We start from the raw sequence: 23,914 nt of genomic DNA, 5'->3' as shown, positions 1-23,914 counted from the left end.
GCGAGCAAAACCACCACAAAGGTGCCTGTCCCCTTTATGGTGGTTTTGGGTCTGAGGCGACGCTAGCGGCGAAGCCCCAGCAGCCCGCGGCCGCGATGACGGGCGTCGGCGTGTACTTGAACGTGCGGGCCTGCGGCTTTGACGGACTCGGGCAGGTGCGAGTACTTCTTCTCGAAGTTCTCCTCGAACATCACCGCCAGGTTGTGCGCGGCCTCGTCGAAGCGCGCGGTGCTCTGCCAGTACTGGCGCGGCACCAGGATGCCGTCGGGCACACCGTGGCACGTAGTGGGAATGTCGACATTAAAGATGTCGTCGTGCACGAACTCGCTGTCCTCGATGGTGCCGTCGAGGGCGCGGGCCACCAGGGCGCGCGTGTAGGCAAGCTCGATGCGATGACCCACGCCGTAGCCGCCGCCGATCCAGCCGGTGTTGACCAGGTACACACGCGTGCGGCCGTCGGCAATGCGCTCGCCGAGCATCTTGGCGTAAACCATGGGGTCGAGTGGCATAAACGGCTCGCCGAACAGCGAAGAGAACGTGGGCGTAGGCTCGGTGACGCCGACCTCGGTGCCGGGGATCTTGGCCGTAAAGCCCGTCACAAAGTGATACATGGCGGCATCGGCCGTTAGACGCGAGATGGGCGGCAACACGCCAAAGGCATCGCAGGTCAAAAACAGTACGACGCTCGGAGTGGTGCCCATGCCCTTGGTCCACGCGTTGGGGATATGCTCGACGGGGTAGGCCACGCGCGTATTGTGCGTGATCGAGATGTCGTCGTAGCTGGGCATGCGGTTCTCGTCGAGCACCACGTTTTCGCAGATCGCGCCAAAGCGGACAGCGTTGAAGATTTCGGGCTCGTGGAACGCGTCCAGGCCCTCGCATTTGGCGTAGCAGCCACCCTCGATGTTGAAGATGCCCATGTCGGACCAACCGTGCTCGTCGTCGCCGATCAGCAGGCGCGTGGGGTTGGCCGAAAGCGTGGTCTTGCCGGTGCCGGAGAGGCCAAAGAACACGGCGGTCTCATGCGTGACGGGGTCCATACTGGCCGAGCAATGCATGGGCAGCACGTCGTCCTCGACGGGCAGCAGGTAATTCATGACGCTGAAAATGGACTTTTTGATCTCGCCGGAGTAGCCGGTGCCGGCGACCAGAATCACGCGCTCCTGGAAGTTAATGACCACGGCGGCGCTGGAGTTGAGGCCCTTGATGGCGGGATCGCACTGGTAGCCCGGCGCGGCGAGCACGCAGAAGTCCGGCTCGCCGGTGCGTGCGATTTCACGGGCAAGCGGGCGGGCGAGCATCTGCTTAATAAAGAGCGCCTGGCTGGCACGCTCGCAGGCGACAAGCAGACGACGCGTATGGTTGCGGTCGGCACCGGCCATACCGCGAGTGACGAACACGTCGCGCTCGTTGAGATAGTCGACGATGCCGGCCTTGATGGCCTCGTAGCTCTCGACAGACAGCGGGCGGTTGACCGCGCCCCAGGCGATCTTGTCGTGCACGTCGGGCGTGTCGACGATAAAGCGGTCGTTGGGCGAGCGTCCGGTACGCTCCCCCGTCTCGATCACCAGTGCGCCGTTGGAGGCCATGCGGCCTTCGTTGCGGCGGATGGCGTGCTCGACGAGTTCTGCTGCCGGCAGGTCAACCAGCAGGCGGGGCTGGTTCTCGGCGGGATCTTCGACCAGCGTAATGCCAAAGTTGGACAGAACTTCTGCAGGGGTAACACCTGGCATGGGGCCTCCTTTAAAAACGCGACACGTGGACGCGGCGCGCACTTTACTCACGTAAAGCCCGTTGTACCCGATATGCAAAAACGTTTTTGCGGCAACGGCGAAGCGCCCGCCCAACGGTCAAAAATCGCACGCAAGCGGCCTAGTCATTGGGGACGTTTTTAAACGACTAATCGTTGGGGACACTCTTGAACAGGCAACAACCAAGGAGTGTCCCCGGATGCCGGCACTTAGGGACGTTCCCAAAGTGCCGGCACATAAGGAACGTCCCCAAATGCCGTCTACTGAATGGCGCCGCCGAAATTATCGAACAACCTGTTCAAAAACACGACCGAACACCGTCGCGTCTATACTAGAGTGCAGCAATAGAAAGGACTCCGCTTTGAGCATCACGCCCCTCGATAGCATTCGCCGCGCCATCGCCCGCCGCAATGGCGTCGCCGACCCCACCGTATCGGACGGGGCGCACGGGCAGGGCGGACGCATCGAGAACGGCCTGTTCCCCGCATCGCACACCGCCGAGGAGCTCGCACGAATCCAAGAGCTAAGCCAGCGCAACGCCGGCGGCCCCGACAGCAGCCAGGCCACACGCCGTCGCCGGCGCGAACGCGATCGGGAGCCCGGCCCCGTCCGCCGCATGGTCAACGCTTGGTGGAACCGCCTGCTCGGAGCCGTCTACGGCGGCGGCTTCTCCACACAAGAAGCCGAGTACGAAGATCACGCCACCCGTCGCGACTACCTTTGGAATACCCTGGGCACCGCCGTGTGGGGCATGGCGTTTCCGTTGCTCACCATCGTGTCCACACAGCTCGTGGGCGCCGAGGAGGCTGGCAAATTCTCCATCGCCTTTGTCACCGGCACGCTCATCATGATCGCGTGCAACTACGGCGTGCGCAATTTCCAGGTCTCGGATATCGACGAAAAAACCTCTTTCGCCTCCTACCAGCTCAACCGCTGGCTCTGCGGAGCGCTCGCGCTGGCATGCGGCCTGGTATACAGCAGCGCCCGCGGCTACGATGCGCAGATGGCCACGATCGGCCTGGGCGTCTACCTGTATAAGGTGATCGACGGCGTGGCGGACGTGTACGAGGGCCGCCTGCAGCAGGCCGACAAGCTCTATTTGGCCGGCATGAGCCAAATGCTGCGTTCCGCCGGCGTCATCGCGGTCTTTAGCATGGCGCTGTTCCTTACGCGCAGTATGCCCATCGCGGCCATGGCCATGGGCATCGCCGCGATTGCCTCGCTCGTGCTGGTCACCGCGCCGCTTGCCCTGCTCGAGACCGAAAAATCGCGCCGCGTGAGCCTGCGCGAGGTCGGCCACCTGTTTATCCAGTGCGCCCCGCTCTTTGGTGCGCTGTTCCTGTTCAACCTTATCGAGAGCATGCCCAAGTTCGTGATGGAAGGCACGCTGGCATACAAATATCAGCTGTACTTTAATGCCCTGTTCTTTCCGGCGCAGGCTATTTTGCTGAGCATTGGATTTATCTATAAACCGCAGCTCCTGCGCTTGTCGAGCATTTGGGCTAATCCTCGCAAGCGTCGTCGCTTTGACCTGATTATTGTTGCCGTTATGGCACTGATCGTGGTCATCACCAGCGTGTGCGCCGCATTTATGGCAGGTCCCGGTATTCCCCTCATGAGCTTCATGTACGGCCTCAATTTTGAGCGCTACCGCACGCTGGCACTGCTGATGGTTGTCGCCGGCGGCGTCACCGCGGCCATCGACTTTCTCTACGCCATCATCACGGTGCTGCGCCATGCCGGCGACGTCACCAAAATCTACCTGATCTGCTTCGCCGTAAGCGTAGTGCTGCCGGTGATCCTGATCAACCTGCTGGGTCTGATGGGCGCCGTGGTGAGCTACCTAGCCATCATGGCCCTACTCCTGGTGCTGCTGATTATCGAATACGCCCACATCCGCCAACGCATCGAGCGCGACCGCAACCCGTACGGCGTCTAATTCGAATCAATTTGAAGAAAAGAAACGTCGATGTTTTGGCACCGACAGCGAGCAGTCTCAAAGTGCCCCAGGTTGGCGCGAAAGAGGAGCGACGCGTACTTCCGTACGCGAACGACGGTTTGAGCGACAAGATGGGGTGCTTCGGGGCTGCGCAGCATCAACGTGGCCGCCGTTCGGTAGAACGGCGGAACAAAGTTATTCCCCGGGGCGAATATTCGCGTAGAACTCCGCCCCATCATCGAGCCGCAGGATGCCCACGCGACCGAACTCGGAGCCGGTGGCGGCAGCGCAGTCGATGTCGATGCGATCGGGCACACCGGCGGCATCCTCGCCGCCCAGGCGCACGATCTGCCCGCGGCCCGACTCCTCATCGAGCCCCGCAAGACCACCGACCTCGCAATAACGCCCGAGCGACACCGTTGGCGTGTGACCGCTCACCACGACCGGACCCTTGCCCTCGGCAGAAAGCAGCCCGGTCGGCGCATCCCAATAGCCGTGACGAATCCACAGCAGGTCATCGGCCGACTGCACCGCGAGCATCTGCTGCAGCAGCTCGCGATCGGCACCCACCGCTCCAACGCCATCGGCACAATCGACGCCATGCTCAAGCAAAAACGCGCGCGCCGCCTTCATCTCGATTCCAGCATGTACCAGCAGATACGGGCGCTCCTCGGTCTCGGCCACCGCGTAGAGCGGCAGCGCGGCCATCCATCGCACGAGCTCCTCGTATGCGTCAAATTCCATGTCGTTGAGCTGCTCGCGCGTCGTCCAGCCACCGTTGATATCCCAGGTCTCGGCATCGAGCGGATCCTGGCCAATGATGGCATCGAGCATGATCTGCTCGTGATTGCCCTTGAGCACGCGGGCGTTGGGCAGCGAGCGCACGAGCTTAATAACGCCGACCGGATCGGGCCCGCGATCGATCATGTCGCCCAGCACGTACAGCGTGTCGTCGGACGCCAGCGAAATCTTAGACAGGGCCTCGTCAAGCGCACGCACGTGCCCGTGAGCATCAGATGTCACATAGATCGCCATGGTACGCCTCTCCTTGCATTGCGGCCGAAGCCCGGCGCCGCAACTAAAACTTCAAGTTGAACTTAAACGTTACCCATTGTACTCCGTTGCATTAAAGCTGGAAAGGGTTTCCAAGCAGAGGCAAAGACGGCAGCCGTCTATGACGATATCGCGCACGCCCGCAATCCAACCCCATAAACCCACCATCTTTGGGTACAAATAACCGCAGACAACTGACCGTGCCACGCCAACCACCCAGGAGCGGACACCATCCATGAACCAGATCCTTCTCTTTATCGGCCTCGTTATTATTCTGTGCCTGACCATCAAGCCCGTCGGCAAAAAACTCCCCTTCCCCACCCTGCTCATCTTTATCGCGCTCGGCATGCTGTTGGGCGTCAACGGGCCGGCGCACATCGAATTTAGCGACTACGCGCTCACCGAAACCGTCTGCAGCACGGCGCTGCTGTTCATCATGTTCTACGGCGGCTTTAACACCAATATCGACCGTGCCAAACCCGTTGCCGTGCCCGCGGTATTGCTGAGCACGCTCGGCGTCGTCATCACTGCTGGCATCACCGGCGTGTTCGCCCACTTTGTGCTGGGCTTCGACTGGATCGGCGGCCTGCTGCTGGGATCGGTCGTGGCGTCCACCGACGCGGCCAGCGTCTTTAGCGTGCTGCGCGAGCACAGCCTTTCGCTGAGGGGCGGCACCGACTCGCTGCTCGAGGTCGAATCGGGCTCCAACGACCCCGTCGCCTACATGCTCACCGCCGTGCTCGCCACACTCGCAGCCGGCGGCGACATCAACATTCCCGCACTGCTGGCCAAGCAGATTATCCTGGGCGCGGGCCTGGGCCTTGCCATCGGCTGGGCGGCGGGCCGCCTGATTGAACGAGCGCACGCAACGGCCGAGGGCGCGCAGACCATCTTTTTGTTCGCCGTGGCGATCGTCGCCTACGCATTGCCGAGCTATCTGGGCGGCAACGGCTTTTTGGCCGTGTACCTGGCCGGCATTGTGCTGGGCGCGAGCGACATCACCGGCAAGGTCGAGATGGCGCACTTTTTTGACACCCTCACCGAGATGGCCGAGATGACCATCTTCTTTTTGCTGGGTCTGCTCGTCACGCCCGCGCGCCTGCCGCAGATGCTGCTGCCGGGCCTGGCGCTCATGGCGTTTATGCTCTTTGCGAGCCGCCCCATCGCCGTCGGTCTGCTGCTGGTGCCCTTTAAGACGAACCCTCGCCAGGTTGCACTCGTAAGCTGGGCGGGCTTGCGCGGCGCGGCTTCGGTCGTCTTTAGCCTCTTTGCCGTGGTAGCCGGCGTTCCCGGTGGTCACGACCTGTTTGACCTGGTGTTTGTGATTGCCGTATCGAGCATTGTGGTGCAGGGTTCGCTACTGCCGGCGGTGGCGAAGAAACTCGATATGATCGATGCGGCCGGCGACGTACGCCGCACCTTTAACGACTACCGCGACGAGGACGGCATGTCGTTTGTAAAGCTCAAGGTGAGTGCGGGCCATCCGTTTGTCGGTCGCTCGCTCGCCGATATTGGCAGCGCGACGGACATGCTCGTGGTCCTGGTGCTGCGCGACGGGGCGCATCCGGTACTGCCCAATGGCGACACCGTGATCCAGGAAGGCGATCTGCTGGTGATGGCAGCCCCAACGTTCGAAGAGCGTGCCGAGGTTACGCTGCGCGAGGTCACCGTGACGCCCCACGGTCGCCTGGCCGGTCAGCGCCTGCGCGACGTGCCGCAGGGCAAGCACCCGTTTATCGTGGTGATGCTCAAGCGCGAAGGCCAGACGATCATCCCCGACGGCGACACCCTCATATACGCCGGCGACGAAGCCGTCATCGCCACGCTGGCGTCGTAGTGGCTAGGGGTAGCCGTCCCGAATTGACCATATTTGAGCATAAATCGCCCCGGCTAGGATCTCGTTGCGGACAATTAGCGTCTCTCAAAACTAAGTGAGTAGACTTTTACCGAATCGCCGACCACGTCACCAAAGCACAAGTCTGTGACCTGCGAGTTTGTTAAAGCAAATTTGTCGTGTGCTCAGGATTTCCAATAAAGCCTACTCACTTAGCCAGCAGGCAGTCAAAATAGAACGGTCGCGAGCTCATTAGACTCCATTGCGACGGTTTATCGTTCATCTTCGCGCAGCCGCGGGTGCAGACGCCCCGTCTCAAATTAGCTACCCTAGTCATCGTCGACGGCAAAGTCGCGGAGGTCGAGACCCTCGCGTTCGGCTCGGGCTAGGAGCTCTTGGGGCGACTCGTCCTCGATATCCATCACGTCGAGCATGGCAGCGGGAAAGCCAACGCCTGCCGCACTCCCCGCACGATCGAGCTGACTCTCGCGCAGCTGATCTACATCAACGTCGATCTTCAAGATGAAACCTCCTACCAGACCAGGACCCTACTCACTAGCACCGAGCGCGTCCACGGCAGCAACAAAAGCCGCAACCTGCTTGTCGTCCATCTGCGTGGCCAGGCGCCCCACGGGTTCATCGTAGGCGAACTGCACCTTATCGATAAAGCAATCCCAAGCACGCTCATCTACGCGCACGGCGGCCTCGCAATACTGGCTGAGCTTTTTGAGTCCATACCAAAACGCATTCACATGGCGCGCGGGATCCTCGTCAAACACGCCATCGTAGCAACGTCCGTTAAACTCGCGCATGCGCGCCACGGCAACCTCGAGCGAGTCGCCGCCCTCAGTCGAAGCCTCATCTACCAGCTCGGGAATCGCAACCTCGCGCCGAACAGTATGCCTGGTTGCACCATCGTACTCGCCCACCAGCACGTCCTCATCAAGCCGAGAATCGTAGTCCAAATAGCTCGTGCCACAACAAATGCCGTGCGGGGAGCCCGTGCCAAACGCACAGAACAACCCGCCGTCGGCAACAACACGGCGGTAGGTCACAAACGACTTCTTAACCTGAGCGAGCAACTCGGAAAGCTCCCCGGTATCGCACGCCGTCTCGCACGCAACGCACGCAGACTCGGGCAACGATACCGGCTCCACCGTGCTCCTCGCAATGCGGGCGGCGCGCTCCGCCCGATATGCCTGTGCCGCCAAGCGCGCTCGCTGCGCAGCGCCGCGCACGTTGGTAAGTTCACGCTCCAACGCCACATCACCAGCAACATCACCGGCCACGTCGCCCACAAACCCGTCAGCGCTCTGCGGGCCAGTCGCGCTCAGCTCGGACTCAAACGTCGCTGCGATCATGCCCGCAAGGTCCGTCGCATCGGCGGCACAACGCAACTGCTCCAGCTGCGTACACAGCAGGTCGGCATCCAAAGGAACGGCATCCACAACGCGCACGTCATTCAGGCGCGCCACGGACTGCAGCACCATAGCTCCCGCAGCATCGTACGCTGCACGAACCCTGGCCGCCGTATTGGCCCGTAACTTTACCTCGATAAACGAGAGCGTCTGCTCCAGGCGCGCCAGCAACTCAGCCTTGTCCTCCATGCGCAAAAAGGCAGCATAGCGGCGCTCCATCTGCAGCGGACCCGCAACGCCCGCCTGCTTGCGAGCGCGTGCAAGCGCAGCGCCCTCAACACGGTGAACATACCCGTCAACAGCCCGCACGGCAGAGTCGCGCGCAGCGTGCTCGGCAGCCTCGACGCCCCTAAGTACGCCCAGCAGCTCGCGGGAGCGCGCCTTGCGCACCAACTCTCCGCGATCGTACTGCTCAAGCGACGCCTGGCGCTTGGCCACCGATTCAAAGCCAAACAGCTCGTCGAGCAGCTCACCAACAGAACGCTCGTCCGCCATGGAAAGGCCTCCTCACGCACTACGCACCAACTGTTCGCGGAACGCCCGAGCACCGGACGCCCCGCACGCTCGCACCCCTACAGATCCAGCGCCTTTTTCGCGGCATCGACCGGGTCGCCATCCATGTAGAACACCGGGCTCAGCCCCGAGATAATCTCGGACGAAACGCTCTGCAGACCCGCGATGGCACTCAGCGGCAAAATCACACGCTTGGCGCCGGCGTTTTTGGCCACGCGCATAATGTCCTCGAGCCCACGAATCTCGTCCATGGAGCCCGACATACGTAAGATTCCCGGAATCGCCAGCGCGGGCATCACCGGACGGTTGCACGCCGCAGAGCACAGGCCCACAAACTCGGCGAGCGAAACTTCTTCGGACAGGCCCTTGCTCTGCAGGTCGTTGTAGAACAGCAAATAATCCTTGGAGCCGATGTGCATGCCCGGCGCCACGCGGTTCGCCAGGTTCACAAAGTTGTCGCACGCGGCCTCCAGCGTATCGCGCACCGGCTTGTTAAAGGCCACGCCCTCGTGCTTAAACTTGCACTCGCCGGCAACGGCCTTGTTCTCCAACTTGTACACGGCAACCTCGCCGCCCTGCGACCTGCCCACGCCAAACACGTGACCGGACAGCAGCGGCCCGTCGGGAATCAGCGTATCCTCGGACTGCTCGGGCACGCGCACCACGTGCACGTCCTGCGGATTGTCGGCATCCATATAGCCCAGGTTGACGTCGATAAACTCGACGCCCGCCATAATCTTGAGCTGCTCCTTTACGCGGCGACGGCCCTCGATGGCGTAGTCCAGCAGCCAACGAACGTCGTCCTTGTCCATAGCCTCGTCGGGGAACAGCAGCTTGGCCAGGCCGCTAAAGGACTTGCGCACGGCGATCTCGTCACGCTTGTTAAAGTCGCTGTTAAAGCGGAAGTAGCGGTCGATATGATGCGTAAAGTCCTTGCGACGCATCTCCTTGCAAAACTCCGACAGGCAGTCGGTGATTAAGCCGTAATGCCCGGTCAGCAGGCTCGAGCGCATCTTGGGAATCTCCCAGCCCGGCAGGTAATAGTGGATACGGTCGAAGAAGGCCGAATCGTTGTTAAACTCCGGCGGGAACGGATCAAACAGGTGCGTGGTCTTAAGGACGTTTTGCACGGTGTCGTTGATGTTGCCCTCAAAGACCATGGAGGCGTCGGCGTTAATCTGATCGTGGCCGCGTGCGTAACTGCCACTCGCCATGTAGTCCTTCATGATCTGCACGGCGTTGGTGTCCTTAAACCGCATGCCGGCGACCTCGTCAAACGTCACACAGTCCCAGTGTCCCACCAGGCCCACGCGGTCGGCGCGCATAGAGTTCATACGGCCGAACAGGTTGGCCGTGGTGGTCTGGCCGCCCGAAAGCAAAATGGCGTAGGGCGAGACCTCTTTGTAGATATGGCTCTTACCGGTACCGCGGGGACCCAGCTCGCACAGGTTGTAGTTGCGCTCGATGAGCGGCACCATACGCTCGATAAAGTGCAGGCGCTCTTTCTCAGAAAGCTCGCTGGGCTCATAGCCAGCGGAGCGCAGCAGCATGTTGAGCCACTCGTCGCGCGAGAAATACTGGCGCTCTTCGACCATGGCATCCAGGTCCAGGTTGGGCATCTGAATGGGCGTGAGCGACGCCACGCTAAACGGAGAGTCCTCGGGCCCACGCTTTTTGCGCTTGGCCTTGGAGCGGCGCGGTGCATCATCGCCAAAGACCTCCATGCCAAACTCGTCTTCTTCATCCAAGGGGTGACGATACTCGATGCTCATGATGCACCAAATACCACCCTGCAGAATCTTGGAATAGTCGCGCACGTACTCGGCCGGCATCACAAACGGCTCAATGGTCAGGTTGGCAAACGAGGCCACGTAGATGTCTTTGTACTCGTCGAGCTTGGCCGTGACCTTGTCGATGATGGTAAAACGGCCCAGCTCACGGATCTTGGACTTAATGCGCTCGGACTCGTCGGGACGCACGTAGTTATCAGTGAGGATCCTGCGGATACGATCCAAGCCCTCTGCCACGGCTTCCTCGTCATCGGTCGAGCAGTACATGCCCAGCAGGTACTCCAGCACAAAGGTGGGCACGTTGGCGCCGCGCTTCATAAAGGCCGTCAGGTCCTTGCGCACGATCTTGCCGCCAAAGTGCTCGAGCAGCTTACCGTCCAGCCCGTCCATGTCGTAGCCCTCATCCTCGGGAGCCTCGGCCGCAGCCTGGTCATAGCCATCGGTCGAGGACTCGTCCTCAGCGGGCACAGCAGCCTCGGCGGGCGCCGTGGCCTCCGCCGGCTCCGGGACAGGCGTGGCAGTCTCAGCCTCAGGAAGAGCCACGGCCTCCGGGGCAGGCACGGCCTCCCCTACAGGCACCGCAGCCTGCACCGGCGCATTCACATCAATCGAGGGAACTTCCCACAGATCGTCGTCATGGCTATCAAACATAGGGCACACTCCTAAAAACCAAAGTCAGCAACAGGGGCAAACGAAACAGCGATGGTGTACGTCTCGCGCCAAACAATCTTGCCCGACTGGGCATCGCGGCAAACCAGATAGTACGGGCCCTTGGCTGAGAATCCATCCGCCGCATGCAACGCAAACTTGACATGCACCACGCGCTCCTGTGAGTTAACAGAAGTCCTGTTGGCATGCGCCTTGACCGTATCGCTCACCTCGTTGCCGCTTGCATCGGTAAACACCAGCTCGTACTCGCACGGCAAAACCTTGCCTTGGGCGGGTTCTTCCTGGATCAAGTTGACCGAGAAAAGCGAGTTGGTCACTCGGCGTCCCTCACTAAGTACGCGCAGCGTCGCCGCGCGCGTGTCGACAAAGTCCTTGGAACCCGAGCGTGCACGCCAAAATCCGATAATGGGCACGCAGAGCTCCTGCAGGCTCACGCCGCCGTGCACGTAGTTGTTAGTGCCGCCGGGACGCCTGAAGTGCACGTTCTCGCGCGGGGCAAACCCCTCAAAGCCGGCACCCAAACGTCCCATGTCAACATTAACAAACACCCCGCGTGCCTCGTCGGAAAGCTTGTCCACGGCCTCGTTGGGCACCACCAGATGCCGCTTGCCGTGCATGACGGGAGCATCCAGGACGGGAAGGTCAGGCTTGCCGAGCATCTGGCACTCGTTGAGCTCCAGACGCGTGTAGATAAAGCCATGGTCTGCCGTTATAACAACACGTGCGCCCGGGGCGTCGGTGCACACGCGACGCGCCAACGCAGCAAGTTCCTCCACGGTGTCCGCGCAGGCATCGAAGACGTCATCCTGCGTAGCGGCCTTCTCGCCCGTGGCATCGATCTTATTGTGGAAGAGGTAGACGAGTCTTGAGTCCTTGAGCAGCGCCTTGCGCTCGGTTCCCGCCATGTTGAGGTATGCGTTCGAGCGTAAAGCGCGGGCTGTGGGCTCAACGTGGGCAAGCACGGCCTCGCGCTGCGGAGTCGTCGCAGTGGGCATGCCGTCAGCCAACACAAACGAGCCATCCGCTGCAAGCTCAAGCGCTTGGTGCGGCAGCAGCGCGGGCATGCCCGCCTCGGTAATGGAGGGAAAGACCGCCTGCATGCTAGAGACCTTGACGTTGCCGCCGCGCTCGCGCTCGAGCAGAGCCGCAACGTCGCAGGCCACCTCATAGCGCAGTGCGTCGCTCACGATAACGACCGTCGTCTTGGCAGAGCCCACAAAGGTGGGCAGCACATGCCAGTAGAACTCATCCTGCCGTGCAGGGCCATCGATGTAGCCGCAATCGGCCCACTCCCCTTGCGCAGCGGATGCCCAGCAGGCATTGGCATCGGTCAAAAACCAGTTGCTGTAGAGATTCTCCGCCCAGTCCACCACAGCTCGGGCAGGCTCCTCGAGCGCATCGCACTCGACGGAACGCGCCCGCAGATACGCGGTGCACATATGGCGATAGGCAGCGTCCATGGCATACCAGTCGGACGTGTAGGCATCCCACACCTGCTGGGGTTGCGCCAGATGGAACCCGCCCGCGTGCGTCTGCCTAAAAGAGCACATATCGGCCACGGCGGCAAGCAGGTCAAAGTAGCTCTCGACACGACGGTACCAGCTTAGGTCGCAACGGCGCGCCGCAAAGGCGCGTGCGTCCTCAACACGGTCCGCACCCTGGGCAAACGAGCAGAACAGCTGCGAGAGCACAGCCTCATTGACGCACGGGAACACGTCAAGCGAGGCCAGCACATCGATTGGCAGGGTCTCGAACCGTGCAAAGAGCCCACGGGCATCCTCGACCAAACGGCAAATCTCAAATAGGTCCTCGCTCGATGCTTGGGCATCGGCGGCCTGATCCCACGTACGCACCGCTTCAAGGCAATAGGGGCCGTAGGCGGGAGCCGCATAGTTTTTGAGTCCCTTGAGCGCTCCCTCGGGAAGCGCGGTAGATGCCGCCGTGATGAGCACATGGGACGCCAGCTCAAGCAGCGCATCACGCTCATACAGCGGCCCCTCAAACCCATAGCAGCGCAGCAAAAAGGCAGAGAGGACATCGCGCACGCAGTACTTGTCCACCAACTCGGCCAGCGCCTCGGGGCCCTCGTGCAGCAGCGTGGTCATGCAGCCGCGCAGTACAAACGCGGGTCGCGCGTCGCCAAGCTCTTTACCACCAAAAATCACCGTAAGGATACCGAGTTCGATATCGGATGCGCCCGAGGCATGCGGAACGCACGCGGCAAACTTAGCACAGCGGGTCTTGGCATCAAAGAACGCCTTGTGCTCGCGCAGACTCTCGCGCACGGCGTCGATATTCTCGATACCCAACTGATCGGCCAAAAGCGAAAGATAGTCAGCCTGGAACCGATCGGCATACAGCTCAACATCGGCAAGCCAATCGCCCTCAATCCTGCCGCGCGGGCAACGGCGATACAGCAAGATATCGTTCGCAAGGTCATCGCGGTTGATGAGCTTCTTTGCGGCAAACATGCGGCCCTCGCAGGCCTCAACAAACCGCACCGGGCGCTCAAAGTCACCGTGAGCGGGCATAACGCCGCCATCGGCCCCCGCGCCGTCGAAACCCACGGCAGCCAATCGCTCAAACTCAGGGGCAAACTCGCCGTCCGCATCGTGCCAAACCACCACACGACGCGGCACGCATGAGGGCAACGGCTGCAAAAACCGCAGCTTGAGCTGTTCTTCTACATCGATCTTGGGCATGAATATCCTTACCGTATTTGCAGTTACTTAATCTTTGCCAGCACATCCTGAAACTTGGCGTAGTTGACCTTGACGCCGTCATCCAGGTCGATCTTGATCATCTGGTCTGCCAAGTGGTGCAGTTTCTCTTCATAGACAATGGTCTCTTTGAGCTGGTCGTTGAGCTTTTTGACGCGCTTATCCAAACGCACGCGCTCGCCGCGCTCGGCACTGGCAAGGGCATCGTTGGCATAGCCGATCTGGGCACGGTAGCGCTCCTGCTGCTCATGCACATAGTCGGTGCGGATGCGAGCCAACAGGTCGGGCTGATAGCGATGCATGTAAACAAGGCACTTGAAGCCATTCTTCTTGCCACTGTCGAACAGCCAGTAGATGGGGCGCTTCTTATAGGTCTGACAGTGGTCCTTAAAGAAATCCTTTAGGAAATAGGCACGAATCACCTCGCGCGAGGTACCCTTGCCGCCGAGTGCCTCGGCAATAAAGGCCAGGTTCTGCTCAAGCGTCTCCTCGCCGTACACGGTGCGCACAAAGTCGATAAAGTAGCGCACGATGTCATCGTCAAAGTACTCGTCATCGGTAATGGGCAGCGCGTTGTCGCTATCGGGCATAAAGGTCACGTGCGCGGGATCGGGCATCTTAGCCAGATAGTCGTCGACCGTGGCGCCCTGATCGGCCAGGACCAGCCCGTCCACATCCAGCGAATAGCGGCCAAACATGCAGCCCACGGCATAGCTTATGAGCGAGGTGATCTCGTCGCGCTTGGTGCGCACGTACTTGTTGCCCTTATAGCTCTCGGGAATCTCATCGGCGGTATCGAAGATGCGCGCCACCGAAATGTACTTATCCTCGATCTCGATGGGCGCTTCGCCTTCCATGTTGTAGATCTTGGCAAAGATTCGGTTGAGCTCTTCCTCGTTAGCGCGAAGCTGCTCAAAGCGAGCATTAACCTCGGCCTTACGAGCCTCGTATTTATCTTGAAGTAATGTGGCCATGGTGGGCCGTCCTTTCGATATTGTTGAGATGCCGGCAACGAAGAAATAAAGCGTGAATCAAATCAGGGCCATCACACAACCAAGCCCGCACTCCACGCCCAGCGCGATGAGCAAAACCGAATATCCCGTATGAAGATAACTTTGTGAATCACGGCCCCGAATGCGACACATAGTTATTAGTCGTCTTTCTATTGATTACGCGGCTTACAAGGACATTGCTCCATGCACGATTCAGGGAATATGAACTCGTAGCCGGGTTCGAAGAAAGCCGCCCTAAATTTCGTGCAGGCATCGTAAACGTCGTCCACAACTTTCTTCCCGTTTAAAGCAAGTTCTTTAAAGTCATTATCAAAATGCTCTTCATAGTGCTCAAGGGACAGCAAGTTATGCATTAGTTTGTTACGTAATTTGACCCACAACCTCACTTCAGCGAATAACTCAGCTGAAAAAGAGCTGCGAACACGAGACACATCTGCGTTATATAGTCTTTCAACACACTTGATCTTGGTCCCGATTGCCAATTGGTTGCTTCCCTTACGGCATTTGCCGCCATTAACGCAATATTTGCAGTTCCGCTTATATTTGTCTAACACTCGAAAGAAACGATTCTCGAGACACGAATAGATTAGCCAAGCGGCTTCGAAGTAGAGCCCTCCCTTAATCGATTCATCAATCTTATTTAGGAAAAAATCATGCATCGTTGCCATATCGCAGCGAACGTCAATAGACTCATTTTGCTTCATTTGGTCCATCCTCTACTAAGAGTTTGGAAAGAACGACGGGCATCAATCTCCTGGCGTAATCATCAGCTATCTTCTCAAAAGGAATATTCCTATACGATCTCGCAAATATCTCCTGGCTATTACGTGGGTCTTGTCCCGAAGCAATTGCATTGATCAACTTGTCCTTAGAGAACTCAAGAAGTGACTCGCGCTGTGCAACATGGCCTTGAAACTCCGTTGCGGAAGAGCTGACAAAATAGTCATGATGGCCTATCTCGTGTAGCGTTGAATACACACAATATAAGAAACAGTCAGGCAATAAAATGCCGTTGAACTTCCGCGCGGAGGTTTTCGCACTCATAAGAACCAACTCATATGCTGCCCGAGACGCTATCTGCGCTTTCTCCTTTTCTTCAATTTCAAGCAAAGAAACAGGAGCGATGATTACGACATCTTCATCCGAGTCGTATTCAAAGAAAGTGGCGTTGTTTAACGAGATACGAATTCTAACATCAGAATCTAAAACGCGTTTAATTTTATTGGCAAGCTGAAATGCCGTCTGGTTAAGATCGATACACATACAGGTCTCCTAAACAAGGGGATTGTGACCAAAATCCCATGAGGTTTCGAAGGAGTTGTAATCTGCTTCCGACGCATCAAAGCAACGATGCGCCAGATCTTCGACGATGGAATAGTCTGAAGCAGAGGGTCGAATAACAGGCATGTTATTCACAGTGCCTGCCCCAAAATTCAACGTAGGGTTCAAAAAGCTAAAGGCTGAAGCAGCTACAGAAGAGTTCAGCAGGGCAGAAAGGTAGGAAACTCCAAGCTCCTTAGTTGAGAAAAGGCCATTAGCGCCGGAATCAAAAATAAAACCCTGGCGATATAGACGGCAGTTAAATAGCCCCGAAGTTACGCCCGTCCAAGTAAGTCCAGGCTTAAAGTAAAAGCGCTCGTTGCTTATCTTCCATCCAAGATCATCGCCCAATTCTGGGTATACAGCCTTAGTGTTAGCCTTAATCTCTTCACCATTATTAAACCAGTTAACAACGTAGTCATTGTTTCCGTACCATCTGCGAAAATTGCCTCCTTTATTGTAAGGAACCCATCGAGCACCACTATTGATTTGCTCCTCAGCAGAGCAACATCCGATAACCATGTCGCTCAGACCGACTTCATGCCACAATCTCAAAAATCTTGCATTGTCGCCCGTACGCATGCCTATTCCAGCAAAAGCTTCATCGCGAATGGAATGTCCCCCAAACGCTTCGAGCATAGCGTCGCTGGCCCAGTAGGCTATGGGGGTGCTGGGGATCTGCTTGAAGGCGTCGGCGTTGCGGCGGTAGAACCAGCCGCAGGTGGGGTTTTGGATGGCCTCCTTCAAAGCCGCATCCTTCTCACCGATTTTTTGATTCAACTTAAAATAAGCACCCTTATAACCAGGAATATGATTCGACTGAATGACCCATCCGGTATTGGCGTCAAACACGTCAGGGTGGGCATTCGAGCCGCGAGTATCAATGAGGGCAATTAGGGTGTGTTTATCTACAAGGGTGTTGCGCATACGCTCGAAAGACGAGAGATACATACACGTATCAGAGGTAACCAGAGATACCGTACCCTTAGCGCTCGCAAAATCAATAATTCGCTCGATAAAGCACGTGCAGAGATCGCTCTTCGTGTCGGGGTAGTTCTTCTTGACCCACTTACTCATAAAGGGGTTGAAGCTGCTGCTACCCATGTACGGGGGATTTGCCACGGTGCAAGTGAAGCGACGTGATAGCTTCTCGCAGATTGCGACCGCGCTCTCAAGCTTGTCCTTGGTCGCGGCGGCAAAAAGGTCGCCCGCGCAGTCGGCCGCAGCCGCTTTGAGCTTCTCGATCTCGGCATCTGTCGGATTGAGCAGCGAACCGATCTCGCCCAAATGACTCAGCTCCTCGGCGAGCTTCTTGTTACCCGGCAGCTCGTCCTCCCCTAGCGGGATGCTCGAGAGCACGGTAACGTCGGCGCGAACGCCACGCCTAAAGAAGCGACGGTCGTGCTCGCGGGCGCACATGGCAAGCGCCAGCTCCGCGATCTGTGCCGCGCGGGAATCGATTTCCATACCTGCAAGGTTTTTAGTAAGAATGAGCTCGGGAATCTCGCGCTCACGATAGCCGCGCTCCTCGTACATGGCAAAGAGCAGCTCAAACGCATAAACCAGGATATGGCCCGAGCCGCACGCTGGGTCGCAGAGCGAAATCTCCTCGGGACTCGAGATGCGGATGAAGTCCTCGTGCTCAGCATCGGGCTCGATGTAATACTCCATGCGCTCGCGTAACGAACTCCCCGGATTGTTGAGCATCCACAGACGGCCGAGCGAGTTCTCGACCATATAGCGTACGATCCACTCGGGGGTGAAGAGCTGCGTGGCGGGCGCGATGTCCGCCGCCGCTGCCTTGCGCTTGGACTTGAAGAACTCGTCTTTAACGTCGGCATTGTAGTGCTGATACATCCAGCCCAGAACGGTCACGCCCTCGCGCCAGTCCTCGTCAGCGAGGACGGCATTGAGTTTGCCCACCACGCCGTCAGCCATCATGAGGCCCTGGGGCAACAGCAGCTCCATGGCTCCGCCCACGCGTTCAAAGACGCCCGGCAGGCAATCGGCAAGCTCCTCGCACTGAGCAACAAACAGGTAGCGCCACAACGGTTCATCCAAGCCCGCCATTTTGAGCTCGGCTATGCGATCGGTATCGGCCGTCGTTATCTCCACATCCAGTGCGTTCTCCACGGCCTCGCTGCCATGGCTGCCGTCCGCACGACTCAGCATGCGCATACGGCTGGGAAGCCATCCGCGTGCATCCATGAAGCGAATGGCCACGATGCGGTTGAACCAGGTGTAGGCCGCACGGTCTCGCAGCGCCTCGTGACCCACCTCTGCCTGCATACGCAGCAGTTCGTCGCGTTGCTCAATCTCAGCCGGACTTAGGGGCAGGCCGTTGACGGTCTCGGACCCAACGGGCGCGGGTGCAGGTTCGGTGATGCCGTAGCGCACCATCTGCGCCTCCACGCCTTTGATGAGCTCCGTACGGGCCCAGGTGCAGAAGCTCTTAAGAGCAGAATCGTTCATGGTTGATGAGCCTTTCTAAACGCCATAAGCCACCGGTGCGCGCTTTGGCACCGGTGGCTCCGCGGGTTAGTTGATACGGATCTCGTCGTTTGCAGCGAGCGCCTGCATAAGGCGGGAGCGTAAGTCGTCCACGTAGCGCTCCACGTCCTCTGCGGACAAGAGACGACTCGGCTTGGCCAGATCGGCGCGGCGCACAGCCTTGATCTTGCGCTGGGGCTTGGGCGCGGGCACGGGAGCAGACGATGCGGCACCCTTGTTGGAGACCTTCTTGACCACCTCACCCGTACTCATGACCTCGGTGGTGCGGCGCTCGTTGTCCATACGCACGCGGGCCTCATCCACAGCGTCGTACATCTCGTTGGCCGCCGCACTGAGCCAGTCGCCCCAGTTAGTTGCAACAACGCTCAGTTCGTTGAGACTTTGAGCGCTGTGGGCACGGTTTTTGAACGACTCGTATTTGGTGCCGGCGCTCGCTATGGCATCCTTGGCCTGGTTGACAAAGCCCTTTTGACTCTCGGCCTGCGCCCGCAGGTCTTGCAGGTCGCTCTCGATGCGACACAAAAACTCATTGCGGCGGATACCCAGCAGCTTTTTCATGTCGTCCTCGACGGGATCCATAAGCGGCTGCAGGTCTTTAATACGGCCGTAGGGCTTGGGATCTTTGAGGATCTCACGCACCTTTGCCACGTTCTCCACCGCGCTGGGAATGTCATCGGAGGCATACTCGATACCCTCGGTGCGGTTCAAGAAATCCCTGGCGTGGTCAAACGCTGTTCGTTGATTGGACTCGACGAACTCAACCACCTTGTCAAAGTCTTCCTTAGCATCGAGCAAGCGCTCCTCATGCTTGGTGAACGTGGTCAAGAACGCCTCGGCCTCGTTCTGGTCCTTAAGGACGTCGGCCACCTCCGAGCGCATCTTCTCGCACTCGTCCTCACCGGGATACGGGTAGGCCGGCTTGATGCCCGTGTAGTAGTCGCGTGCTATGGCGAGGCACGCCTCGCGCAAGCCCTCAAGGCGCTCTTTGAGCTCGGCCACGAGCTTATCCTCGTTGGAGGGCACGGTCTTGAGATCAAACAGGTCACACATGAGTTCGCCCGCGGCGCGTAGCAACCGGTCGCTCATGCGCATGCGCAAGCGCACCTGGGCCTTATCGGCATCCTTGCGCAGGAGCGCCACCATGCGGCTGTCGTTAGCTTGAACCGTCTGACCGCCAAACAGCACCTGCGCGCGCTGCTCCACCACAAGCTGCGCCACCACATTTGCGATGTCGACCTCGCGCCAGCCAAAGGGCCTTTGCTGGTACTGGCGCTGGATATCGCCCATAGCGGTATCCAGGTGGCGCTGGTGCTGCACTTTGAGGTAGTCCTCGACCTCCTTGAGCGCACGCGTGTTACCCGCGTCCATGCCAGCGAGCCCCACTTGAACGTTGCCCGCCAGAGTGGAGCGAATATCGGAATCGCTCGTGACCGGCGCACCGATATAGTCGGCCTTATCAAAGACCACATCGCACAGCTGCGCCAGCACTTGCTCAAAAACCTGAACGGGTTTGGCCGCGCGGACCTCAACCATGCGGCCGTTGACCGCGCAACGTGCATGGAGCACGGCCTCGCTCAAAAGGGTATCGGCCTCTTTCTCGTTATAGGCCGCCTCGCGCATCTTGGACTCGACGATCTGGCGCGTACTCGGCTGAAGCTCCTGGAGATTTCGCGTCTTAGCGTACTTGCGGATCTTGGCGGCGTTGACGAGTGGAGCCCAATAATCCACCTCGTCGCTCAAGGCCACGATGGCCTTATCCACGGATTTCAATGCCAACTCGGCATCGTCCGAACGGCCCAGATCGCTGGCCATGGTCACCACGGAAAGTGCCATGCCGCCCATGTTGGATCCATGAATCGAGCCATCCACGTAGCGGTCAAAGGGGAAGTCGTTGGCCCCGCGGTTGAGTTTGCGCGCAGTGTAGATGCTTTCGAACAGGCGCTTCTTGATGTATTCAATCACCTTCGCGTTGTCGATCGGGGTGCGTGCGATCTCCTGCGCTATCTCCTGCTCCTCGTCGGTGAGGAAGCTATAGGTATCGCCCTGGCGTGCCACGTAGTTCTCGCGCTCCAAGCGGGCGAGAGATTCCTTGACGCGGTCCTTAAGGGCGCGCTTGTCCACGTCCAGGCTATCAATCATAAGGATGGAGATGTTCTCGACCGTGGCCTTGACGTAGCCGATGTAGCGGATCAAGTACAGGAGCTTAAGCACCCGGACATCGTAGCTCTCAAGACCCTCTGCGTTTTCAGCCGCGCGCTCCGCACAGACGACGACTTGAATGATGCCGTGCTCCAAATCCTTGGAGATTGTGTCGAAGAAGCGCCAGAACGGCACGAGTGCACCAGTCTGGTCATGCTGGATGGCCTGAGCGCTCTCCTGAAACGCGCTCAGCATGGAGCGCTCGCCCGTGGACATGTGCTTGGCCTTAACACCATGCTTGCGTACCTCGGTCATCACGTCGGGCAGGAGCTTAAACTGGTAGCCCACAAACGGGTAGCTGGCCACAAAATCCTTGGAGTTGGCGTAGCCGGCAAGGTCGGAGCGCGAGCCGCCCTCAAAGGTAAAGTTGTTTTTGAGGACGGCGGCGTCTTGCTCGTAGACCTGTGCAAGCATATCGGCCGCCGGCGCGGTCTTCTCGAGCACACGGCGTTGGATGACCTCGTCCACGCTGGAGCTGGAGAGCGAAAGGCGGGTATTGAAACGGCCCTGGATCTTTGAAAAGTCGTTGCCCACGGGCAGGCTCAGGTTGTCGATGGCCTCCTGGCTCGTAACCATTACCCACACGCGGCCACCGCAGGCGGCACCCAGCTCCTCGACGATGGTCTGAAGGCTCAGCATAAGGCTTGGGTCCTGGTCGTTTGTAATAAACTGACCCACCTCGTCGACCATAAAGAGCAAACGGAAGTTGCCACCGTGGGCCGCTGCCTGAGCGTCCACGTAATCCTTGACCTTTTTGGCAAAGACATCGGGGGCCAAAACCTCGTCCTCAGAACCCTCGAGCCAGTTCCATGCGGCCTTTTCGCTCATGCCGAGCACGCTCTGCAGCACCTCGACGACGTCGTCCTCAAAGTAGCTGTAGGTGTCGCGGGCCTGGAGCCAGGACTCGCCGTTGACGCGCTCAAAGGCCTCGCGGAACTCCTGGGTCTTGCCCAGGCAATCGATGTAGTCCTCGAGCTTTGCAAGCTTGAGGTCCTCGCCGTAGAAGCCGCGCGCCTCGTAGAACATGCGCTCAAAGCCGCGAAGCAGCGCCGTGGGAGCCGTATCGCCCTGCTTCCACTGACCCGCCTTGCTATCGATGTTAAAGAGGATGGCCTGCGTGGGCACCGAGCAGGCGCGCTCCATGGCAGCCGCGACCATGGGGTCGACGATCTTGCCGTCAAAGTAGCGGATGGCGCTCTTGCCGCCGATCTGGCGATTCTCGAGCAGGTAGCTCAGCATCTTGAGGAAGTGCGATTTACCGGAACCGAAGAAACCACTGATCCACACGCCGATCTTGTCGGTGCGCGCATCGATGGCATCGCCGTAGGCCTTGAAGAACGTGGCAAAGTGCCTCTGCAACTCGCGCGTCACCACGTACTCGTCAAGCTCCTGGCGGATGGACCCATCTTTTGAATCCTGGACCTTGACCACGCCGTTGATGGAGCGGTTGATGTCTTTTGCAAAGAGGTCGCGAATGATCGTGTTGTCCATGGGTGCTCCTTTGGGTTTGGGAATGTTATGGCAAAGGGTTGTTACCGGCGGCAGGGACTTGCCTGCGGGGAGCCGTGCTTACGAGATATCGATGGCGCGGTAGTAGTTGTCGGCCGGCAGACGGTTAAAGAGCTGGAAAGAAGAGCCGTTGAAACTGCCCGGATAGGCGGCGACCACAGGCACCTCATCAAAATCCGCAAGCATGCAATGGAGAAGCGTGTGCATGCGAAAGAATGGGAAGACCTCGCCCGCGCCGGTGAGGAGAACGACGTCTCCAGGCGCGTGCGGCTCGGTCTGCTCAAGGATGTACGCGGCGACTTTCTCGGGCGAGGCGAACTTGGCCACGTCCTTGAGCACGCGCTGGGTACCGCGGCGCTCCTCTTGGCGTGGGATGGCCTTAAGGACACGGCGCTTTTCGAGAATTGCCAGCACGGCGTCGTAGAGGTTCACGACCTTGAGCGTGCACGGAAGCTTGTCGGCCTCGGCATCGCGTGAAAGGGCGTCAAATAATGCACGCGCTTCAAACTCCAGCGCAGGGTCATAGCAAAAGGTGTGGAAGCCGATCTCATTGCCTATGCCCTTGTTGGCCAAAAAGTCCTCGCTGCACAGGCACTCGCGCAGAAGCTGCGCGCGTCGCTCAAATTCCTGATGGGCGTGCTCGGAGCGGACATGCGCCGCCACGACGCTCTTACGGGAATGGATGCCAATATTGGTGGTGAGATCGGTCGCCGGGGTGATAGCAGGTTCGGCGGCGTTGTTGACGGGGGCCACGCTACATCACCGCCCTGCCGGTAAGGGCCGCGATAAGCGACTGCTCGCCCAGCTGGACCAAGGCTCGCTCGACATCGGAATCGAGGAAGAGTGGTGACAGGCGCTCAGACTCCGGCCCCTGACCCTCGCCGATAAGGGCGGCATGGCGGAGCGTCTGGCGGAGCGAGCCCTTAATGCGCTTGACCGTGGCCTCGGTCCAGCGGGCCGCGTCCGGATACTCCGTGGTAAAGCGCGTCATAAAGGCGTTGAGGTCAACCGCCGTGAAGGCATAATCAAAGTTTTGCAGGCGCTCCCCTACCTCGACGAGCACGAGCTCGCGCACGATGTCGTAGCGGCAGATCATGCTGTAGAAGATGGCCTGGTCCGCCTGCGTGGGGGTGCCAGATGCCATGAGGCTGGTTAGGGATGACGCAGCCTCGACGGCGGTTTTGGGGTCGATGCCGCGCGCGGCGCATGCGGCGTCCGTGGGCACCATGGCGTCGAGGCGGCGAAGGCACACGGTTGCGCGGTTGGCGACCATGCGCTCCGTGGGATATTGAAAGAGGTTCTCGCTCTTTACGCGTACAATGACCTGCTCGTCGCTTGCGCCCTGCATACGAAGGGCAGCGACGATGCGCATCTCATGCGGGAGGAATTGCTCGCGGGTGAGCACCCCCCCCCCGAACGCTTTTTGTGGTTATATCCACAGTACACGCTCCAAGGGTGTCAAAGGCTGTCACAAGTGCGCCGCAACCCGGCAGGCAGGTGCGGCGCACATGACAATAATCATACCTGTTGGTAAAAAAGTTACCACGCCCAGAGTGTCAAATGTTGAGCAACAAAATTAAATCCGGTCAACGGTCATTTTCGCAGCTCAGAAGCTTTGACGAGATCGCCCCAAATCACACTTGCCAGACAACCGCGCTTACGAATGCAGGCACGC

General features: G+C 59.2%; 15 protein-coding genes. 2 read left to right on the top strand and 13 right to left on the bottom strand.

Annotated elements, in window-relative coordinates; translation table 11 throughout:
• Positions 1–62: 62 nt before the first annotated feature.
• A complete protein-coding gene (gene pckA, locus DXC99_RS01735; RefSeq protein ID WP_117629085.1) occupies positions 63–1,733 on the bottom strand; it encodes a phosphoenolpyruvate carboxykinase (ATP) in 1,671 nt (556 codons plus the stop codon).
• Between the two features lie 379 nt (positions 1,734–2,112).
• On the opposite strand from pckA, the gene DXC99_RS01730 reads away from it, so the two are divergent.
• Positions 2,113–3,690: a lipopolysaccharide biosynthesis protein gene (locus tag DXC99_RS01730; RefSeq protein WP_369831443.1), complete on the top strand. Its 1,578-nt coding sequence runs from the start codon at positions 2,113–2,115 to the stop codon at positions 3,688–3,690.
• Between the two features lie 195 nt (positions 3,691–3,885).
• On the opposite strand, the gene DXC99_RS01725 is transcribed toward DXC99_RS01730, so the two are convergent.
• Complete coding sequence (locus tag DXC99_RS01725) at positions 3,886–4,725, bottom strand: metallophosphoesterase (protein WP_117629084.1); 840 nt, start codon at positions 4,723–4,725, stop codon at positions 3,886–3,888.
• A gap of 253 nt (positions 4,726–4,978) precedes the next feature.
• On the opposite strand from DXC99_RS01725, the gene DXC99_RS01715 reads away from it, so the two are divergent.
• Positions 4,979–6,580 (top strand): potassium/proton antiporter, encoded by a 1,602-nt coding sequence (locus DXC99_RS01715; protein WP_117629082.1) that lies wholly within the window; start codon positions 4,979–4,981, stop codon positions 6,578–6,580.
• A gap of 326 nt (positions 6,581–6,906) precedes the next feature.
• On the opposite strand, the gene DXC99_RS01710 is transcribed toward DXC99_RS01715, so the two are convergent.
• The 11 genes from DXC99_RS01710 to DXC99_RS01660 form a co-directional block, all read right to left on the bottom strand.
• Entirely contained in the window at positions 6,907–7,098 is a 192-nt protein-coding gene (locus tag DXC99_RS01710) for a hypothetical protein (protein WP_117583757.1), read from the bottom strand.
• Positions 7,099–7,125: 27 nt separating this feature from the next.
• On the bottom strand, positions 7,126–8,490 hold the full coding sequence (locus tag DXC99_RS01705) for a hypothetical protein (protein ID WP_117629081.1): 1,365 nt from the start codon (positions 8,488–8,490) through the stop codon (positions 7,126–7,128).
• Positions 8,491–8,567: 77 nt separating this feature from the next.
• Positions 8,568–10,949, bottom strand: coding sequence for a protease Lon-related BREX system protein BrxL (brxL, locus tag DXC99_RS01700; protein ID WP_199408839.1), 2,382 nt, complete (start codon positions 10,947–10,949; stop codon positions 8,568–8,570).
• An 11-nt stretch (positions 10,950–10,960) separates the two neighbouring features.
• A complete protein-coding gene (gene pglZ / locus DXC99_RS01695; RefSeq protein ID WP_117629080.1) occupies positions 10,961–13,669 on the bottom strand; it encodes a BREX-1 system phosphatase PglZ type A in 2,709 nt (902 codons plus the stop codon).
• A 23-nt stretch (positions 13,670–13,692) separates the two neighbouring features.
• Positions 13,693–14,661: a hypothetical protein gene (locus tag DXC99_RS01690; protein ID WP_117629079.1), complete on the bottom strand. Its 969-nt coding sequence runs from the start codon at positions 14,659–14,661 to the stop codon at positions 13,693–13,695.
• A gap of 188 nt (positions 14,662–14,849) precedes the next feature.
• A complete protein-coding gene (locus DXC99_RS01685; protein ID WP_117583761.1) occupies positions 14,850–15,404 on the bottom strand; it encodes a hypothetical protein in 555 nt (184 codons plus the stop codon).
• The gene (locus DXC99_RS01680) at positions 15,391–15,963 is read right to left on the bottom strand and encodes a hypothetical protein (protein ID WP_117583762.1); all 573 of its coding nucleotides are present in this window, start codon (positions 15,961–15,963) and stop codon (positions 15,391–15,393) included. Before DXC99_RS01680 ends, DXC99_RS01685 begins: the two co-directional genes overlap by 14 nt.
• Before the next feature lie 9 nt (positions 15,964–15,972).
• Positions 15,973–18,492 carry a BREX-1 system adenine-specific DNA-methyltransferase PglX gene (pglX, locus tag DXC99_RS01675; RefSeq protein WP_117629078.1) on the bottom strand — a complete coding sequence of 840 codons (2,520 nt, stop codon included), beginning with the start codon at positions 18,490–18,492 and terminating at the stop codon, positions 15,973–15,975.
• Positions 18,493–18,558: 66 nt separating this feature from the next.
• The gene (gene brxC / locus DXC99_RS01670) at positions 18,559–22,221 is read right to left on the bottom strand and encodes a BREX system P-loop protein BrxC (RefSeq protein ID WP_117629077.1); all 3,663 of its coding nucleotides are present in this window, start codon (positions 22,219–22,221) and stop codon (positions 18,559–18,561) included.
• 78 nt (positions 22,222–22,299) lie between these two features.
• Positions 22,300–22,992: a DUF1788 domain-containing protein gene (locus tag DXC99_RS01665; protein WP_117629076.1), complete on the bottom strand. Its 693-nt coding sequence runs from the start codon at positions 22,990–22,992 to the stop codon at positions 22,300–22,302.
• A gap of 1 nt (position 22,993) precedes the next feature.
• Entirely contained in the window at positions 22,994–23,644 is a 651-nt protein-coding gene (locus DXC99_RS01660) for a BrxA family protein (protein ID WP_117629075.1), read from the bottom strand.
• Between the last annotated feature and the right edge of the window lie 270 nt (positions 23,645–23,914).

Origin of the sequence: Collinsella sp. TF10-11AT, assembly GCF_003437565.1 — a bacterium.
Taxonomy (GTDB): Bacteria; Actinomycetota; Coriobacteriia; order Coriobacteriales; family Coriobacteriaceae; genus Collinsella.
Note: the sequence above shows the minus strand (reverse complement) of the source record. Positions and strands in the feature narration are given on the sequence as shown.

Coding starts and splice junctions, on each gene's coding strand:
- pckA (WP_117629085.1), bottom strand. CDS start 1,733: ATGCCAGGTGTTACCCCTGCAGAAGTTCTGTCCAACTTTGGCATTACG.
- DXC99_RS01725 (WP_117629084.1), bottom strand. CDS start 4,725: ATGGCGATCTATGTGACATCTGATGCTCACGGGCACGTGCGTGCGCTT.
- DXC99_RS01715 (WP_117629082.1), top strand. CDS start 4,979: ATGAACCAGATCCTTCTCTTTATCGGCCTCGTTATTATTCTGTGCCTG.
- DXC99_RS01705 (WP_117629081.1), bottom strand. CDS start 8,490: ATGGCGGACGAGCGTTCTGTTGGTGAGCTGCTCGACGAGCTGTTTGGC.
- brxL (WP_199408839.1), bottom strand. CDS start 10,949: ATGTTTGATAGCCATGACGACGATCTGTGGGAAGTTCCCTCGATTGAT.
- pglZ (WP_117629080.1), bottom strand. CDS start 13,669: ATGCCCAAGATCGATGTAGAAGAACAGCTCAAGCTGCGGTTTTTGCAG.
- DXC99_RS01690 (WP_117629079.1), bottom strand. CDS start 14,661: ATGGCCACATTACTTCAAGATAAATACGAGGCTCGTAAGGCCGAGGTT.
- DXC99_RS01685 (WP_117583761.1), bottom strand. CDS start 15,404: ATGAAGCAAAATGAGTCTATTGACGTTCGCTGCGATATGGCAACGATG.
- DXC99_RS01680 (WP_117583762.1), bottom strand. CDS start 15,963: ATGTGTATCGATCTTAACCAGACGGCATTTCAGCTTGCCAATAAAATT.
- pglX (WP_117629078.1), bottom strand. CDS start 18,492: ATGAACGATTCTGCTCTTAAGAGCTTCTGCACCTGGGCCCGTACGGAG.
- brxC (WP_117629077.1), bottom strand. CDS start 22,221: ATGGACAACACGATCATTCGCGACCTCTTTGCAAAAGACATCAACCGC.